Origin of the sequence: Hyalangium ruber (assembly GCF_034259325.1) — a bacterium.
Lineage (GTDB): Bacteria > Myxococcota > Myxococcia > Myxococcales > Myxococcaceae > Hyalangium_A > Hyalangium_A rubrum.
The window spans coordinates 405,590-422,951 of record NZ_JAXIVS010000009.1 but is presented as its reverse complement, the minus strand read 5'-3'; the positions used below and the strand labels follow the sequence as shown (position 1 = coordinate 422,951).

The 17,362-nt window shown below is 69.0% G+C and carries 17 protein-coding genes; 5 read left to right on the top strand and 12 right to left on the bottom strand.

All coding sequences use genetic code 11. From position 1 onward, the window contains the following. Positions 1-586: 586 nt before the first annotated feature. Both gmk and SYV04_RS26605 read right to left on the bottom strand, forming a co-directional pair. The gene (gene gmk / locus SYV04_RS26610; RefSeq protein WP_321548709.1) at positions 587-1,234 is read right to left on the bottom strand and encodes a guanylate kinase; all 648 of its coding nucleotides are present in this window, start codon (positions 1,232-1,234) and stop codon (positions 587-589) included. Beyond that, on the bottom strand, positions 1,231-2,109 hold the full coding sequence (locus SYV04_RS26605; protein ID WP_321548708.1) for a YicC/YloC family endoribonuclease: 879 nt from the start codon (positions 2,107-2,109) through the stop codon (positions 1,231-1,233). Before SYV04_RS26605 ends, gmk begins: the two co-directional genes overlap by 4 nt. Before the next feature lie 76 nt (positions 2,110-2,185). On the opposite strand from SYV04_RS26605, the gene SYV04_RS26600 reads away from it, so the two are divergent. Further along, positions 2,186-3,298: a glycosyltransferase family 9 protein gene (locus SYV04_RS26600; RefSeq protein WP_321548707.1), complete on the top strand. Its 1,113-nt coding sequence runs from the start codon at positions 2,186-2,188 to the stop codon at positions 3,296-3,298. Here the strand turns inward: SYV04_RS26600 and SYV04_RS43655 are convergent. The 10 genes from SYV04_RS43655 to SYV04_RS26555 are packed head-to-tail and all read right to left on the bottom strand — an operon-like array spanning position 3,278 to position 14,251. After that, positions 3,278-3,433: a Trm112 family protein gene (locus SYV04_RS43655; protein WP_340371385.1), complete on the bottom strand. Its 156-nt coding sequence runs from the start codon at positions 3,431-3,433 to the stop codon at positions 3,278-3,280. The two genes, SYV04_RS26600 and SYV04_RS43655, sit on opposite strands and share 21 nt — an antisense overlap. Before the next feature lie 20 nt (positions 3,434-3,453). Further along, complete coding sequence (locus tag SYV04_RS26595; RefSeq protein ID WP_321548706.1) at positions 3,454-3,945, bottom strand: adenylyltransferase/cytidyltransferase family protein; 492 nt, start codon at positions 3,943-3,945, stop codon at positions 3,454-3,456. After that, entirely contained in the window at positions 3,942-4,955 is a 1,014-nt protein-coding gene (locus SYV04_RS26590) for a bifunctional heptose 7-phosphate kinase/heptose 1-phosphate adenyltransferase (RefSeq protein ID WP_321548705.1), read from the bottom strand. Before SYV04_RS26590 ends, SYV04_RS26595 begins: the two co-directional genes overlap by 4 nt. Positions 4,956-5,012: 57 nt before the next feature. Beyond that, positions 5,013-6,092 (bottom strand): tetraacyldisaccharide 4'-kinase, encoded by a 1,080-nt coding sequence (lpxK, locus tag SYV04_RS26585; RefSeq protein ID WP_321548704.1) that lies wholly within the window; start codon positions 6,090-6,092, stop codon positions 5,013-5,015. Beyond that, positions 6,089-7,111 carry a glycosyltransferase gene (locus SYV04_RS26580; RefSeq protein WP_321548703.1) on the bottom strand — a complete coding sequence of 341 codons (1,023 nt, stop codon included), beginning with the start codon at positions 7,109-7,111 and terminating at the stop codon, positions 6,089-6,091. Before SYV04_RS26580 ends, lpxK begins: the two co-directional genes overlap by 4 nt. A gap of 30 nt (positions 7,112-7,141) precedes the next feature. Then, a complete protein-coding gene (locus SYV04_RS26575; RefSeq protein ID WP_321548702.1) occupies positions 7,142-8,143 on the bottom strand; it encodes a glycosyltransferase family 4 protein in 1,002 nt (333 codons plus the stop codon). Then, entirely contained in the window at positions 8,140-9,408 is a 1,269-nt protein-coding gene (locus SYV04_RS26570) for a 3-deoxy-D-manno-octulosonic acid transferase (RefSeq protein ID WP_321548701.1), read from the bottom strand. The genes SYV04_RS26575 and SYV04_RS26570 overlap by 4 nt, the downstream gene beginning before the upstream one ends. 21 nt (positions 9,409-9,429) lie before the next feature. Further along, complete coding sequence (locus tag SYV04_RS26565) at positions 9,430-10,584, bottom strand: PHP domain-containing protein (protein WP_321548700.1); 1,155 nt, start codon at positions 10,582-10,584, stop codon at positions 9,430-9,432. Continuing rightward, entirely contained in the window at positions 10,581-12,368 is a 1,788-nt protein-coding gene (locus SYV04_RS26560; RefSeq protein WP_321548699.1) for an ABC transporter ATP-binding protein, read from the bottom strand. The genes SYV04_RS26565 and SYV04_RS26560 overlap by 4 nt, the downstream gene beginning before the upstream one ends. After that, on the bottom strand, positions 12,368-14,251 hold the full coding sequence (locus SYV04_RS26555) for a DUF4388 domain-containing protein (RefSeq protein WP_321548698.1): 1,884 nt from the start codon (positions 14,249-14,251) through the stop codon (positions 12,368-12,370). The genes SYV04_RS26560 and SYV04_RS26555 overlap by 1 nt, the downstream gene beginning before the upstream one ends. Before the next feature lie 57 nt (positions 14,252-14,308). Here SYV04_RS26555 and lpxB point away from each other — a divergent pair, with 57 nt between their 5' ends. The 4 genes from lpxB to SYV04_RS26535 are packed head-to-tail and all read left to right on the top strand — an operon-like array spanning position 14,309 to position 17,346. Continuing rightward, entirely contained in the window at positions 14,309-15,463 is a 1,155-nt protein-coding gene (gene lpxB / locus SYV04_RS26550; RefSeq protein WP_321548697.1) for a lipid-A-disaccharide synthase, read from the top strand. Positions 15,464-15,502: 39 nt separating this feature from the next. Then, on the top strand, positions 15,503-16,207 hold the full coding sequence (locus SYV04_RS26545; RefSeq protein WP_321548696.1) for a polyprenol monophosphomannose synthase: 705 nt from the start codon (positions 15,503-15,505) through the stop codon (positions 16,205-16,207). Between the two features lie 5 nt (positions 16,208-16,212). Continuing rightward, entirely contained in the window at positions 16,213-16,842 is a 630-nt protein-coding gene (locus SYV04_RS26540) for a MarC family protein (protein ID WP_321548695.1), read from the top strand. Positions 16,843-16,860: 18 nt separating this feature from the next. Then, entirely contained in the window at positions 16,861-17,346 is a 486-nt protein-coding gene (locus SYV04_RS26535) for a putative toxin-antitoxin system toxin component, PIN family (RefSeq protein ID WP_321548694.1), read from the top strand. Positions 17,347-17,362: the final 16 nt, after the last annotated feature.

Genomic DNA, 17,362 nt, shown 5'->3' with positions numbered 1-17,362 from the left:
CCAGTGGCTTCGTTCTTCCCTTTCGAGGCGGGGCGCGGCTTCTACCTCTTCGCCTCGCTCCCTGTCAACCGGTTTCGGCTTTCCTTCCGGCTTCTGTTCAGCGGCGAACCGCTTCCCGTCTTCCTTCCGGAGGGGCGCGGCTTCTACCTCTTTGCCGCGTCCGCCGTCAACTGCTTCCCGGTGACTTATTCTTTCTGTCAGGCCCTTCGATTCATTTCCGAACCCCGTCCTGCGGATCCGTTCGAAGGGGCGCGGCTTCTACCTCTCTGCCGCGTTCGGTGTCAACAACCTCTGACCCGACTTCATTCCGTCCACCGGGCTCACTCTGGCTCTGCTTCCCACGAAGCAGAATCGCCCACCTGCACCATCAACGCCCGCCAGCTACCACTCCACAACCCTGTGTCGAGTCTTCCGGGGCCTGATCGGCGGAGCCGCTCAAAGCCGCGAAGGAGTTGGCTTATCTACCAACTTCGCGATCAACGCAAGTACACCTTCGGGCTGATCGCGTTTCCCAGGAGGCCTACAGCATCGTCCGCCCTGGTATTGGTGCAAACCGCCGGTCGGCGGACATCCATTCCCGCCGATTTTAGCGCCCCGGCTCCGAGGACCCGGGCTTCTCCAGCTTCAGCTTCGAGAGGTCCACCCTCCCCCGGCGGCAGCGCTCCGCCACTACCACCGAGCGGAGCTCCTGGAAGGCTCGCTCGAAGTCGTCGTTCATCACGATGTAGTCGTAGGAGGCGACCCCTCGCTCGATCTCCGAGCGAGCAGCCAGCATCCGGCGGCGAATCGTCTCGTCCGAGTCCGTCTTCCGGTCTCGCAGGCGCCGCTCCAACTCCTCCATGGAGGGAGGCAGCACGAAGATGAGCACCGCATCAGGGTGCTTGCGCTTGATCGCCTGCCCGCCTTGCACGTCGATGTCGAAGACCGCGACGCCTCGGCGGGCCCGGGCCTCGTCCACCACCGACTGAGGGCTTCCATAGAAGTGGCCGTGGACCTCGGCCCACTCGACGAACTCGCTGCGCTCGATCTTCTCCTGGAAGTGGGCGACGTCGACGAAGTGGTAGTCGACCCCCTCCTGCTCCTTCCCGCGAGGACGTCGCGTGGTGAAGCTCACCGAGAAGATGGTGCCTGGCACTTCCTTCAGCACGCGATGCGCCAACGTGGTCTTCCCCGCCCCGGAAGGCGCGGAGAGGACGAGCAACAGACCCGGGTGGAGCGGTATGGAATCGTTCATTCGACGTTCTGCACTTGTTCGCGGATGCGCTCGACTTCGGCCTTCATCGAGACCACGCGCGCGGAGATCTCCGCGTGCTGGCTCTTGGAGCCTGTCGTGTTCACCTCGCGGTGCATCTCCTGGACAAGGAAATCCATGCGGCGGCCAGCGGGCTCGCTGCTCGCCATGAGGGCGCGGAATTGCTCGAGGTGGCTCGTCAGGCGCGTCACCTCCTCGGCGATGTCCGTCCGCTCGGCGAACATCGCCACTTCCTGAGCCAGGCGCTGGGGGTCCACCGCGACGCCACGTGCGAGCTCGGCCACACGCTCGGACAAGCGCTGCTGGTAGTCCTCCACCGCCCGAGGCGCCAGCGCCGCGATCTCCCGGCTCCAGCCCTCGATGAGCTTCAGGCGAGCGTCCAGGTCGGAGTGGATGGCTTCGCCCTCGACCTGGCGCATCTGCTCCAGCGCCTTGAGCGCCTGCTCCAACGCCCCATGGACCGCCTGGGTGGCCGACTCCTGGTCGATGCCCTTCTCCTCGAGCTTCATCACCCCTGGCTGCGTGGCAACCTGGGCCCAGGAAATGTCCGCCGGGGTGCCGAGCGCCTCCGCCAGCTCCCGGAAGGCCCGCGCGTACTCTCGGGCCAGAGCCACGTCCACCACTGGGACCGTTCCCGAGGCGGTGGCCGTCTGCCGCTTCACGAAGAGGTCCACCGCGCCGCGGGCCAGTCGGTCCTTCACCTGCTTCACCACGACCGGCTCGAGCGTGGACAGCTCCCTCGGAAGCCGAGCCTTCACTTCGCAGAATTTGTGGTTGAGCGAGCGCAGCTCGACGGAGAACTCCTCGTCCCCTACCCGTGCGCGTCCCGCTCCAAACCCGGTCATGCTCTTGAGCATTGAGCGGTTGCTAGGGGCTTTTCGCCATCAGGTCAAGCCGCCTGCACGCTTCCGCTCTGGTAAGGTCCGCCACCCCATGCCCTGGTACAAGCGGCTCGAGTTATGGGCCAAGCTCGCGCTGGCACTCGTGGCCTCCGTCCTCCTCTGGCGTCCCGGCCGTCGGCGCCCGCCCGGCTCGACGCTCCCCCCTCCTCGAAAAATGCTCCTCGTCCGTCCCGACAATCGGGTGGGGGAGGCGCTGCTGACGACCCCACTGCTCCGAACCCTCAAGGGGATGCCCGGCCCCTCCCCCGAGGTTCACGTCCTCGTGCATTCCAAGGTGGCTCGCGCGCTGTCGGGCCACCCGGATGCGGATGCCGTCATTGCCTTCGACCGCCGGCGGCTGTGGCTCGGAGCGCTCGCCCCTGGCATCCGGGCCCTGCGCCGGGAGCGCTATGACACCGTGGTGGACTGCGCCAACTGGAATGCGCCATCCGTCACGTCGGCCCTCGTCTCCCGCCTCGTGGGGCCGCGCGCCGTGGTCATCGGTCCCCAGGTGTGGCCCGTGTCCCTGCTCCACTCCCTCTCCGTCCCCGCCCGTCCCGACACCTCTCGTGAGGCGTCCCAGCGCGCCCATCTGCTCTCTCCCCTGGTGCGTGGCCCCATCACCGAGACCCTGTCGTTCCGCGAACCGAACGTCAGCGACAGCTTCCGCGAATACCTGCGGCAGGAGGCTCAGCGCCCCTGCGCGGTCGTGAATCCGGGAGGGCGCCTCGGTTGGCGCCGCATTCCTCCGGAGGCCTTTGCCGCCGCGGCACGGGCCCTGCTCGCCGCCGGGCGCACGCCCATCGTTACCTGGGGCCCAGGCGAAGAGGCGCTCGCCCAGAGCGTGATTCAAGGTGCGCCTGGTGCTCACCTGGCGCCTCCTACCAATCTGGATGAACTCGCCGCCCTCATGCGCGCCGCCGGATTGACCGTGACCAACAACACTGGGCCTATGCACCTCTCGGTGGCTGTGGGTGCGCCAACGCTGGGGCTCTTTCTCCGCATCGACATGGCGCGCTGGGGGCACCCCTTCTTGCCGCACCGGATGGTGGACCTCACACCCGTGGTCGAAGCAGGCGCAGGCCTGGAGGAGCGTGTCTTCGAGGAGGTTCGCGTGTTCGCCGCCAGCCTCTCGGCTGTCGGCTCAGCGCCCCAGCGGACGTGAACTCCCCGGAGCCAGGTCCAGGACACCCTCTCGGATCGGCCAGACGAGGCGACACCGCAGGCACCTGGCCTCGTTCCGGTCCTCGTGGAACTCCAGCGCCCCTTTGCAGTCGGGACAGGCCAGCACCGACTTCATGTCCTCGGGCAGCGCCACTCCTAGCCTTTCCCGCCCTCGCGCCCCATGCGTCGGGCGATCTCGGTGGTGCTGTGATCCTTCGGATCTCCCGCCACCGCCGTCCGCCCACCGTACGCGCGTACCTCGTCCGCCTCGGGGATGGAGTCCGGCGTGTAGTCCGTGCCCTTCACATGCACATCCGGCTTGAGCGCTCGGATGACACTCCGCACGTTCGGCTCGTCAAAGACGATGACCCGGTCCGTACACGAAAGCGCCGCGACCAACTCCGCTCGCTCGGCCTCCGGAATGTAGGGCCGCCCGGGTCCTTTATAGGCCCGCGTGGAGGCATCCGAATTCACCGCCACCACCAGCACGTCCGCCAGCTCCCTGGCGCCCTGCAGGTAGCGCACGTGGCCAACGTGCAGCAGATCGAAGATGCCGTTGGCCAAGGCCACCGTACGCCCCTCCGCACGCCAGCGCTCACGCTCCTCGGCCACCTGGGCCAGGGTCCCTATCTTGTCCACTGTGCTCATCGCGCGCTCCGCAATTCCGTGAGCAGCTCACTCCGGGACACCGTGGCAGTGCCCTGCTTCTGCACCACCAGTGCCCCCGCTACGTTCGCCAGCCGGGCCGCCGCTCCCATCGAAGCCCCCGCGGCCAGCGCCAGCGAGAGGGTCGCGATCACCGTGTCCCCTGCTCCCGTGACGTCCACCGCTTCCTTCGCGCCATGCACCGGAATGAGGTCTACCCCGCCATCCGTATCGAAGAGCACCATCCCGTGCCGGCCTCGGGTGACCAGCAGCGCTCGGCAGCCCAACCGCTTCACCGCCGCGTGCCCCGCCTCCATCAAATCCGCCTCCGTCCGCAGGGGCCGCCCCGTCAGCTGCTCCAGCTCGGGCTCGTTGGGCTTGCACACCGTCACTCCCGAGAAGGCCGCCAGCGCGTAGCGGCTGTCCACGCACACCGGGAGCCCTTCTCCCGCCAGTCTCCGCAGCACCGTGCGAACCTCGTCGCCTACGACTCCTGCTCCGTAGTCGGACACCACCACCGCGTCCGCGTCTCTCGCGGCCTCATCGACAAGCCGTGCAAGGGCGCGTCTGAGCCGAGGCGGCAACGGGCCTCTCTGCCCCCGGTCCACCCGGAGCATCTGCTGGCGCGTGGTGTTCATCCCTCCCGCGAGGATGCGCGTCTTGGTCTCCGTCTCGATGCCCTTCGCGCTCGCCGCGCTCAGGCGGATCCCCGCTTCATCGAACAGTCGGCGCAGCGCTCGCCCCCCATCATCCGCCCCCAGCACCCCCACCGCCGTCACCTGTCCCGAGAGCGCTCGAACATTCGCCGCGACGTTCGCACCGCCCCCGAGCTTCACCTCCGAGGACTCGTAGCGGACGATGAGCACCGGCGCCTCCCGGCTCACCCGATCCGTCTGGCCGTAGATGTACCGGTCCGCGACGAGATCCCCGACCAGCAGCACCCTCCTGCGCGCGAAGCTCAAGGGAAGCTGGGTGAGGGCGGGGATTGCGCGAGCGGTCGAACCTGCGGCCATGGGGAGCGCGTTGTCCCACAGCCTCCCTCGCCCCTCAAGTCGACACGGGCAGGGAGTTCAGCTCAGCCCCAGGGCTCGGCGGAGCAGGGCCTCTCCCTCCAGGACCTCCACCCCAAGGCGAACCTTCCAGGCCGCGAAGGCCGGCGGCAGACGCACCGCGTCCTTTTCCGTCGTTACCACCCGGGCTCCCTGTCCCGCCGCGCGGGTCTCTACCTCTCGGAGTTCTTGGGGGGTGAAGCGATGGTGATCCGGGAAGAGCGCCGAGTCTCGAACGTCCGCTCCCAGTTGCCGCAACGTCCTCAGAAAGCTTCCCGGGCGGGCGAGCCCCGCCAGTGCCAGCACCGGCGCTCCCGCCAGGGCCTGCGGTGGATGCTGCGTGCCGGCGGGATCCACCCAGGCCGTCGGCTGATAGCGCGTCCGGACCTGCGGCCCCGGAAGTGGGGGAATGTGTGGCGCGGGGGTTGTCGCGGCACGGACCCAGAACAACGTGGCCCTGCGCAGCGCGGAGAGCGGCTCGCGCAACGGACCTCGCGGCAGCAGTTGGCCATTTCCGAAGCCCACTGCCTCGTCCACCACCACCACGTCCTCGTCCCTCGCCAGCCTCCGGTGCTGGAAGCCGTCATCCAGCAGCACCACGTCGAGGCCGAATTCATCCCGTGCCCGTCGTGCCAGTGCCCGCCGGTCCGAGCCCACCAGCAACCGCGCCTGGGGACACCGACGCGCGAGCAACAAGGGCTCATCCCCCGCCTCTTCGACGGAGGGTAGAGCGTCCGTCCCTATAAAGGTGAGCGGCTCCTTGCTCTGACGCCCGTAGCCTCTCGTGAGGATGCCCACCTTCTTGCCTGCGCCGATCAGCATCTCCGCCAGGTGCAGCACTGCTGGCGTCTTGCCCGTCCCGCCAACGTTCACGTTTCCCACCGAGACGATTCGCAGGCCTTCCACCCGCTCCGCGCTCAGCAGGTTCGCGTCGTAGAGCGACCCTCTGATCTGGACGCCCAGCCTGTAACCCCATGCCAACGCCGTCACAGGCGAGAGGAGCAGACGCCGATCCCAGGACTCGGGAGCCTGCGGATAGAAGAGCCTCTCGACCGCCGTGGGTGTGTCCGGCGCCTTTGCCTGGGCCAGTTCGGAGCTCACCTCGCGCTCCGCGCTCGCTCGTAGAGGGCGAGCACGTCCTCGGCGATGCGTTGGTTGGTGGGGTGCCGCATGGGGGCTCGCTCCGAGGACAACGCGGCGGCAACCACCGCTTCGGGCGTGGGGTGCTCTACCTTCACGTCCGCCAACGAAGGCAATGCGCCTTCCTCCACCGCCACGACCCGCGCTCCGCAGGCTCGGGCCTGTGCCCCAGCACGTCCGCTCCAGTCGTTTCCCAGCCCCAGGATCCACACCTCGTCGAGCGCTTGCAGCCATCTCACGAAGGCGTCTCCTTGCTGGTAACCCGCGAAGGTGACCCGCTCTTCGAGAGCAAGTTCCCGCACCTGTTGGCGAACAGGCTCCACCAGCGCCCCGTCCCCCACCAGAACCAACCGTGCTTCGGGCGATGCCTGGCGGAGTTGTGCGAAGGCCAAGACTCCCAGCGCATGCCTGCGCGAGGGCTGGAACGTCGACACCATTCCGATGAGCGGCGAACCCTTCAGCCCCAGTTCCTGGCGCAGCGCCTCCCGGTTCTCGGCAGGGCAGAAGTGGGGATCCACCAACGGCGGCAACACCTGCACCCTTCTCCCCATCAGCCGAGGGACTTCCGTGGCCGCAGGCACCGTGTATGCGTCCGCACGGGGCAGCGTGGAACGGATCGAGCGTGGGGCATGCACGGAGCGAATCAGCACTGCTCCCGAGGGCCGTGCCCACCTCGCGATGAGGTGGTCGTGACTGAAGTGCGCATGCACCACATCGAGGCTCCGCCTCCGCAGTTTGCGCATGTCCCGCCAGACGGACCAGGGCGGCGACTTCACCGAGAGCTCCAGTTCTCCCGGGTCCAGCAGGCCGAGCGCCTCGAATCTCGGCACCGCGGGCTCTTCCGCATCTACCTTCGTCCGCCGTCTGTCGACCGCTACCGTCACCTCGTGGCCGGCCTCACGCTGCGCGAGGGCCAGCAAGGCCACGTTCTCCGCAGGCCCGCTCCAGAATGGGCTCGCCAGCAGGTGCAGGATTCTCATCGGCTGGAGCCTCCCACCGTGTCTGCTCCTTCAGCGCTCGAGGAGGGAGGTGTAGAGGTCGCGCAGCGCGTGGGCCTCGTGTTCGATGCCACAGCGGCTCCGGGCGTGCTCGGCCGCGTTCTGCCCTACTTCCCGCACACGCTCCGGGTTCCGCATCAGCATGTCGAGCAGGTCCCTCAGCCCTTTCACGTCTCCTGGCTCGAAGAAGAAGCCTGTTCGGCCGTGCTCGATCAACGTGTCCAGGTACTTCAGATGGCTCGCCACCACGCAACAGCCCGACGCCATCGCTTCCACATGCACCAGCGAATACCCCTCCACGTACGAGGGGTGTACCAGGATGCTCAGCCCCTGGTACCAGGGTTGGATCACCGACTGCTCCCCCGCGAGCACCAGTTGCTCCTCGAGCCCCGCCCTCAGCGACTCCACCCACTGCTGCTCCGCCCCCTTCACCAGCCCCACCAGCACTGCCTTCCACTCCGGATTCGCGGGCAGCAGGGGCCGGAGTGCCTCGATGAAGTCCCCCTGCCCCTTCTCCTTGCGGATCCGCCCCACCACTCCGACTCCGTACCTGCCCCCGAGCCCCAGCTTGCGCCAGGCTTCCTCGCGGTCCGTCGGCGGATGGAAGCGCTTCAGGTCGATGCCGTGCCCCACGATCGTCGAGGGCATCGCCATTGCCTCCTCCACCTCACCCGTGAGCGCCACCAGCGCGTCCGCGCTTCGCGCCAGCCAGCGCGTGTACCTGCTCGGCTCCCTGGACGTGTGCCGCGTGAAGACCAGCTTCATCCGCACCCCCAGCAGCCGCAGCAGCATCCCCACCAACAGCTCGTTGTTACGGTGCGCGTGCCAGACCACGGGTTCGCGACGCAGCCGCCCGAGCAGTTCGCCCCAGCGGATCCGTGGCAGCGACGGCCCGAGATGGGAGCCGATGGTCCGCGTCTCCAGCTCTCGCGCCAGCTCCGGCACCACGCTCTCCACGTGGCGCGTGATGCCCGTGTAACGCCGGTGGAAGTGCGGGTGGATGACCAGGGTCATGGGTTCTTCTCGAAGAGCCCGGCCATGTGCTCCACGTTCCTGCGGCTCGCCCCGGAGATCTGCCCCACCGTCGCTCGTGCCTGCGCTCCCAGCGCGGTCAACCTGTCCGGCTGGGCCAGCAGCTCAGACACCCGGGCGAAGAGCTCCTCCGCGTCCTTCACCTGGATGCCTCCTCGCCCCTCCAACACCTGCACGCTGTCGCGGAAGTTGTCCATGTGTGGACCGAAAAGCACCGGCTTGCCCTGCCCCGCTGGCTCCAGGATGTTCTGTCCTCCTCGCTTCGTGAACGAGCCTCCCACGAACACCAACGTCGCCAACCGGTAGGCCCTCCCCAGCTCTCCGATCGTGTCGAGCACCACCACCTGTCCGCCCTCTCGGTTCTCCTGCGAGCGCAGCCCTACCGTCAGCCCTGCCTCCCGGGCCAGGGCCTGGATGCGACTCGCCCGGTCGATATAGCGCGGTGCGATCACCAATCTCAGCTCTGGGTGGGCCGGGAGCAGGCGCTGGTACACCGACAGCAGGTGCTCCTCCTCCCCCTCGTGCGTGCTGCCCGCCATCAGCACCCGCGCTCCCTCGGCCAGTCCCAGCGCACGCCGCAGCGCTTCGTCCTCCTTCGCCGGCCCCGCCGCGAGCGCGTCGAACTTCGTGTTGCCCGTCACCCAGACCCGCTCCGCGGGCGCTCCCAGGCTCCTCGCTCGCTCGGCTTCCTCCTCCAGCCGCATCAGGAACAGGTCCATGTCCCTCAGCGGATTGCCGATCAGCGCGAAGAACCACCGGTACTTCCCCTCGTTCTTCGGCGAGAAGCGCCCGTTCGTCAGCGCCACGCGTGCCCCGCTCCGCTTCGCCGCCCGGATGAGGTTGGGCCAGATCTCCGTGTACTCCAGCACCAGCATGTTCGGCCGGATCGCTCGCACCGCCCGGCGCGTGGCTCCCCAGAGATCGTAGGGCGCGTACACCACCCCATCGACCTGTTTCGCCAGCCGATCCTTCGCCATCAAGTAGCCCGTGTTCGTCGTCGTCGAGAGCAGGATCCGACAGCCTGGGAAGCGCTCCCGCAACGGGCCAAACATGGGCGAGAGCGCCAGCAGGTCTCCCGCGCTCGCCCCGTGCAACCAGAGCAACGGCCCAGGGCCCTCCGGGAGCGTCCCCGGCGCGTAGAAGCCCAGTCGCTGTCCCAGCCCATGGCGCGTCTTCCGGTACACCGAGAGCACCGGGAACAGGACCGCGAAGAGCACGTAGCTGGCGAGGATGTACAGGAGGCGCATGGACGGCCGCCGCGTCCTCTATCAGATGCCCGAGCCTCGCGGCAGCACGCGCACCGGGCTCGGGACGATCCAGGGCTTCCACTCCGAGCCGAAGAGCCTCCCCGGCGCGAGGACCCACACCTCGACCTGCACCGCTCCTTCCTCCACCAACTCGACCGTAATGCCATCCGGCCGGAGCCGGCCCGCGCCCCAGACCTCCACCCGGACACTCCCCGGTGGGTGCGGCGGTAGCCGGACCGTAAGGATGTCTCCTACCCGGGCTTCCCGTTGCTCCGTGAGTGGGCCTTCCAGGGCAAAGCCGGTCGGCTCCCCCAGTGCCCGGAAGACACAGAGCGCCTGCCCACCCGACAACGCCCGGTGTACCTGGGCGGCCGCGGCCCGTGGCTCCTGGGCCAGGGGTTCTGGCAGCGCATTCGGTGGCAGGTACAGCGCGAGCGAGCGGAAGACGTCCTCGTAGCGTGGGTAGCCGTGCGCATCATGGGCGCAGAACGCCAACCGTGGCCGCTCACGGGTGAGTTCCAGCAGTCGCTTCGTGCTGGCGGGCTGCGGACTCACCATCGTCATCACGCCATGCAATGGATTGCCGAAGTAGGCCCCCACCGCCGGCAACAGCCGCGAGAAGGGGCTCCGGACCGTGTCCCTCCAGAACGTGTCCGCTGAGTACAGCTCGAAGCCCTGGGCCCGCCGCGCTCCTTCTGGATCCCTCCAAGGGTTCTTCTTCTGGATCGGGTGCGCGAGCACGCTGATGCCGCCCGCAGCCTCCACCGCGCTCACGCCCTCCTGCCTCGCGCGAGGGCCGTCCAGCGGTGTCTGTATCCCGAACGCCACGAGGTGACCGTGCGGTGTGGAGATCTCCACGCCTTGCACCATCAGCACGCCCTGAACGAAGACAGGCTCGCGGGGGGCGAAGTCGTTGTGGTCCGTGAGCAGCACGAATTGAAGCCCCGCTGCCCTCGCCGCCGACGCGACCTCCTCCACCGTGCCCTGGCCGTCGGAGCGCGTGGTGTGTACGTGGAAGGCTCCACGCGGCCAAGCCGGTGCTCCCTCCTGCGGGGGCAGCACAGGGTACTCGGCAAACGTGGATGCGCAGGTGAAGAAGCCCGTGAACCCCAGCAGCAGCAACACCAGCCCCGCCAGAGCCCGGAGCAGCTTGCCCACCAGTGCCAGCGGCTTCATGCCGCGCCCCGCTCGGCTCCCGACGTCTGGAGGGTCCACAGCCCCGCGTAGCGCCCGCCCGCTCGCAGCAGCTCCTCGTGGCTGCCACTCTCGAGGATCCGTCCCGCCTCCACGACGTGGATGATGTCCGCCGCGGTCACCGTCGAGAGCCGGTGCGCGATGACCAGCGCCGTCCGTCCCGGCAGCACCGCCGCCAGCGCCGCCTGCACTTCCCGCTCACTCTCGGGATCGAGGCTGCTCGTGGCCTCGTCCAGAACCAACACCGGAGCCCGGGAGAGCACCGCTCGCGCGATGCACAGCCGCTGGCGCTGGCCGCCACTCAGGGTGACTCCCCGCTCTCCGATGAGCGTCTCGTACCCCTGCGGCAGCGCCCGGATGAACCCGTCCGCGTGGGCCACCCGTGCCGCCGCCTCTACCTCCTCAAGCGTCGCATCCGGCCGGCCGAAGCGGAGGTTGTCCAGCACGCTTCCCGAGAAGAGCAGCGGCTCCTGTGTCACCAGCGCGAACCGTGACCGGACGCTCGCCGCCTCGTAGCGATCCGCGTCCACGCCGTCGAGCAGCAGCCGGCCCGACTGAGGCTTCTCGAAGCGCAGCAGCAACGAGGTCACCGTGCTCTTGCCGCCGCCACTCGGCCCCACCAGCGCCGTCACCTTGCCCACCGGCAGCTCCAGCGTCAGGCCCTCCAGCGCCCGGCGCGGGCCATAGGAGAAATGCACGTCCTCCAGCCGCAGGCCCTGCTGGAGCGGCGGCGCGGGGACGACTCCTGGGGGATCCTCCACCGGGTGGCGCAGATCCAGCAGCGCGAAGAGGCGCTCTCCCGCGGCTCCCGCCTGCATCGCGAACTGGGTGACTCGGCCCAGGTCCTTCACCGGCTGGTAGACGAGGATGACGGCCGTCAGCAGCGACAGCAGCGCCGCCGGTTCCATCGCCCGGGTCGCCGCCGCGTAGGCCAGCGCCCCCGCGAGCGCGGCGGCCGCGAGCACCTCCATCATTCCAGGCACCGCGCCTCGCGCCCAGGCGGCGCCGACGACCGCCTTTTCATGTGCCTGCGTGTGCGCCGAGAACCGCGCCAGCTCCGCCGCCTGCCCGTTGAAGGCCTGGATCGTCCGGATGCCGCCCAGCCCCTCGTGGAGCTGCCCCGCGAGCTGGCCAAGCTGCGACTGCCCCTCCCGCGTCCCCTTCAGCGCCTTGCGCGTGAGCCGTGACGCCGGCAGCGCCGCCAGCGGGATGACCGCCAGCATCAATCCGCCCAGCAGCGGGCTCATCGCCAGCGCCACGCTCGCCAGCACCAACACCTGGAGCGTGTCTCGCAAGTACGAGCCCACCGTGTACATCGCCGCCCACTCCACCGCCGTCATGTCCGAGGAGAACCGACTGAGCAGATCCCCCACCCGCTCCTTCGAGAGCTGCGAGGGCGACAGCGCCGTGAGCCGCAGGAAGAGGTCCCGCCGCAGGTCCTTCACCACCCGCTGCGCGAACAGGCCCATGAAGTAGAACTGCCCCAGGTAGCCCACTCCCTTCACCACGCCCACCAGCACCACCACGAGCGGAAAGCCCCACAGTGCCGCCTCGCGCGGCAGCTTCGAGAGCCAGGGCACCGCGTGCTCCCCGCCGAAGCCCTCGGTGCCTCCCGACAGCAGGAAGCGCAGCGCCGGGCCCATCAGGTACGCGTAGGCCCCCGTGCCCACGCCCAGCACCGCCATGCAGGCGAACGCCGACACGAGCACCCCGACGTGCGGCCGCCCATACCGCAGCAGCCGCAACAGCGCCTCCCGTGTACCCATCAACGGCCCACCTTGCGCAACGCGGCCTTGGCGAGCTGGGAGTTGGGGTTGAGCTCGAGCACCTTCAACAGCTTCTTCCGCGCCGACGTCGCGTCCTCCAGATCATTGTCGATGATGGCCGAGATGATCTGCGCCCGCTCCAGGTAGGCGTTGAGGGAGAGAGCGCGCTTGAGCACCTTCTGGGCGGCCTTCGCCCGCTCCTTCAGCGGCCCCGGCGCCGCGTGGTAGGTGGCCCACGCCAGGTACGAGAAATACTCGGGCTCCCGGGGGTTGAGCGCCACGGCCTCCTCGAAGAGCTGGAGCGCCATCCGGTAGTCCTTGCGCTTGAGGTACGTCTCCCCGCGCCGGATGAGGATCTCCGCCTCCACGTTGATGGCGTTGGCTCGCCCTCCCACGTCCAGCTTCGAGAGCAGGTATTGGAGGTACGCCTTGCGCTTGTCCTCCACCGAGAGCACCCGGTAGGAGGCCGACAGTTTCTCCTGCACCGAGTCGAGCAAGTCCCTCAGCTCCGAGGTGTCGTACTCGGCATAGGTGTCCGGGTGAAACTTCATCGCCGTCTCGTGGTAGGCGCGCTCCACCGCCTCCATGTCCGCCGCGATGTCCAACCCCAGGCTGTGGAAGTAGCTGCTGGTGATGATCTTCACCGCCCCCTCGCGCAGGGTCGCCGCCGTCTCCGCCGGGATCGGCTTGCGCTTGCGCGGGGCGATGACGTCCTCTCCGCCGGAGAGCACCACGCCCTCCGTCGCCACCGGCGTGGCCGAGAACGTCACCCCGCCCGTGAGCTGGAGGAACCACAGCAGCGAGTACCCACGCCGCAGGTCTCCCCGCCCGTGCGCCAGCAGATCCCTCAGCACCAGCCGCCCGCTGATCTGCATGGCGATCTTCAAGTCATCCGTGTCGAGCCCCAGCGCCGGCAGATCCTTGCCGAACTCCGACGAGCGCACCGGGTAGTCGTTCAGGTGCTTGCGCAGAGGGGCCGCCAGCACCTTGAGCGGAATGGACCGCCGCGCCCCATCCAGCACCGGCGCCAGGGCGGGGATCTCCACCGTGGCCACCTCCTCCTGGAACTCGGTCCCTTCGTAGAAGGCGAAGCGCCCGTCGCGCATGCCGACCATCTGGGCCAGTCGATCCCGCGTGTAGTCGCGGAGGATTTGCAGCAGCTCCTCGCCGGCCGCCTCCACTCCCGCATCCGCCAGCGCCGCGCCAATGCGCAGCCCCGAGCCCAGCGCCTGCACCACGCGCTCCGACTGGGCCTCGGTGACGATCTTCCGCTCCAGCAGGAAGCCCGGCAGCCCGTCCTGGCGCGCCGTGGAGTCGTAGTTCACCGCCACGCCCCGCGCGAAGAAGACGCGCCGGGCCAGCTCCCGGTACGCCACCACCAGCACCCCATCCCGCCGCTGCCTATAAAGGAGATGCACCACCTCCGGCAGCGGATAGCCCTTCAGGTCCCGGGCCGTCACCGCCGGGCGGGCGAGCATCGCCTGGATGCCCGTGGCGGGCACCACCGCCTGCGCCGCGCTCACCAGCGCGTCCACCTTGGCCGCCAGCTCGCCCGGCTTGAGCGGGTCCGGGATGTAGGCGCTCACCCCCAGGTCCAGGATCGAGGCCACGCCCTTCGCCTTGCCCAGGTGCCCCTTGTCGATGGCGATGATGGGCACCCGCGCGCCCTGCCGGTGGTTGCGGATGAGCTGCCCCACGTGCGAGCCCGACAGCCGGGGCAGGTCCACAGCCACCACCACCGCGACGGGGTTGTCCGCCACGAAGTGCTCCATGGCGGCGGCGGGCTCGGACACCGCGCGTACGGTGTACCCCGCCTGGGCCAGCAGGCCGGTGAGGTGCTCGAGCGTAGGCGGATGGCTCTCGGCGAGCAGAAGCGTCTTCAAGGGGGCCCGGAGTGTACACATTTGTCCGGCCCGCTTCAGTTACGATGCGCGCCCCTGATGACCGCTGCTCCACAGATTCTCGTCGTCACCGGTGAGGCCTCCGGCGACGCCCACGCCTCCGAGCTCGTCGCCGCCCTCCAGGCGCGGCGCCCGGACCTGCGCTTCTTCGGCATGGGAGGCTCGCGCCTGGCCGCCCGGGGGGTCGAGCTGCTCTTCAGCGCCCAGGAAGTATCCGTGATGGGCATCACCGAGGTGCTGCCCAAGATTCCCCGCATCCTCCAGGTCATGCGCGGACTGGCCGACGCCGCCCAGGAGCGCCGCCCCGTGTGCGCCATCCTGGTGGACATCCCGGACTTCAACCTGCGCCTGGCCGCCAAGCTGAAAGCCCTGGGAATCCCGGTCGCCTACTACGTGTCGCCGATGATCTGGGCCTGGCGCCAGGGCCGGGTGAAGACCATTCGCCAGCGCGTGGACCGGATGCTGTGCATCCTCCCCTTCGAGGAGGCCTTCTATCGGGACTCCGGAGTGGACGCCCGGTACGTGGGCAGCCCCGTGGTGGAGCAGGTCCCCGCCCCCGCCAGCGCCGCCGCCTTCCGCCAGCAGCTCGGCCTCTCGGTGGATGCGCCCACACTCGCCCTGCTGCCGGGCAGTCGCATGAGTGAGATTCGCCGCCTGTTGCCCTCCATGGTGGGCGCGGCGAAACAGCTCGCAGCCGAGCGCCCCGGGCTGCAGATCGTCGTCCCCGTGGCCCCCACCATCCCCCGCGAGGAGGTCGTCTCCCGCTTCGAGGGCAGCGGCCTGTCGCCCCGGCTCGTGGAGGGCCGCGCCCCCGAGGTGGTGGGCGCGAGCGACGCGGCCATCGTCGCCTCGGGGACGGCGGTGCTGGAGGCCGGGCTGATGCAACGCCCGCTGGTGGTCGTCTACCGCGTCTCGCTCGTCACCTACCTCGTGGGCCGGCTCATGCTGAAGGTCGCCCACGTGGCGCTGGTGAACCTGCTCGCCGGGCGCCGGCTCGTACCCGAGCTGCTCCAGGGCGACATGACGCCCGAGCGCATCGCCTCGGAGGTCCGCCGCGTGTGGGATCCGGGCCCACCTCGGGAGGAGATGCTTCGAGGGCTGGAGGAAGTCCGAGGCCGGCTGGGAGGCCCAGGCGCCGCCGAGCGGGCTGCGGAGGCCGTGCTGGAGTTGCTGCCCGCCCCCGTCAAAGTTTGAGGGTGAGCGGGGCCGGGCTCTGCTATGTCCCGCCGCGCCATGAACCGAGCGCTGGTCTGCATCCCCACCTATAACGAGGCGGAGAACATCGAGCCCATCACCCAGGCGGTGCTCAAGGCCGAGCCCCGCGTGGACATCCTCGTCGTGGATGACAACTCGCCGGATGGGACCGGGCGGATCGCCGACGCGCTGGCCGCCAAGGAGCCGCGCATCCGGGTGTTCCACCGCGAGAAGAAGGAGGGCCTGGGCCGCGCGTACCTGGCCGCCTTCCGCTGGGCGCTGGAGCAGGGGTACACGTACATCATCGAGATGGACGCGGACTTCAGCCACGATCCGCGCCACCTGCCCACCATCCTGGACACCGCCGAGGCGGGCGCGGACCTGGTGCTGGGCTCGCGCTACGTCACCGGCGGTGGCACGGTGAACTGGGGCATCGGGCGGCAGGTCATCAGCCAGGGCGGCTCGCTCTACGCGCGCACCATCCTCGGGGTGGACGTGCGCGACCTGACCGGTGGCTTCAAGTGCTTCCACCGCCGCGTGCTGGAGTCCATCGGCCTCGATGAGGTGAAGAGCACCGGGTACGCCTTCCAGATCGAACTCACCTACCGGACGCTCAAGAAGGGCTTCACCGTGCGCGAGGTGCCCATCGTCTTCGAGGACCGGCGCGTCGGGCACTCGAAGATGAGCCGGAAGATCTTCCTCGAGGCGCTCACCATGGTCTGGAAGCTGCGCCTCACGGTGTAACGGGGATGGGCGCCTACCTCACCCACTTCCTCGTCTCGCTCTCCGCCGTCTTCTTCGTGGTGGACCCGATCGGCGTGGTGCCCATCTTCCTGGCCATCACCGCGGGCGACTCGGCGGAGAAGATGCGCCGCACGGCGCTGCGGGCCTGTCTGGTGGCCGGCGGGCTGCTGCTCTTCTTCGCCCTCTTCGGCGGCGTCATCTTCCAGATCTTCGGCGTCTCGCTGGCCGCCTTCCGCGTCGCCGGCGGCATCCTGCTGCTCATCACCGCGCTGGACATGCTCCGCGCCCGGCCCTCGGAGACGCGCACCAGCCACAGCGAGCAGCAGGAGGGCGCGCACAAGGAGGACGTGGCGCTGGTGCCTCTGGCCATGCCGCTGCTCGCGGGCCCGGGCGCCATCGCCTCCGCCATGGTGCTCATGTCCAAGGGCGAGACGTGGTCGATGGCGGTGCCGGTGCTCGCCGCCATCGTGCTCACGTTCGTGGCCAGCTACTACATCCTGCGCGCCTCCCACCTGGTGCAGCGCGTGCTCAAGCAGTCGGGCGTGGCCATCCTCGAGCGCGTGATGGGGCTCATCCTCGCCGCCATCGCCGTGCAGTTCATGGCCGATGGCGCCAAGGACCTGCTGGGACGCTGACCCACCACCGGGAGCGATATGGCCCAACCCGTTCCCACCTCTCCTTCCCAGCCCCAGAGCGTGGTCCTCGACACCAATGTGATCCTGGACCTGCTGGTGTTCGATGACCCGATCGCACGCCCCCTCGGCCATGCCCTGACGGCGGGCCAGCTCACCGCGTGGGCGGATCGACAGACGCTCCAGGAGTTGGAGTGGGTGCTCCCCATGCCCTCCTTCAAGTTGGACGAGGCCGCCAGGCAAGCCGTCCTCTCCCGCTACCGGGGGCTCGTGCAGATGGCCCCCGATGGAGACCTCTCGCCGCTCCCCACCCTGCCCCGCTGCCGCGACCGGGATGATCAGAAGTTCCTCATCCTCGCGGCCCGGATTGGCTCCGCCTGGCTGGTGAGCAAGGACAAGCGGGTGCTCTCGCTCGCGGATCGCCGCGACCTGCCGTTCGTGATCTTCACGCCCAAACAGGCGGTGCAGGCCCTCGCGCGAATCACCGGGGCCGCTCCCTCTCCGTAAGGGTGGCTTCACTCCG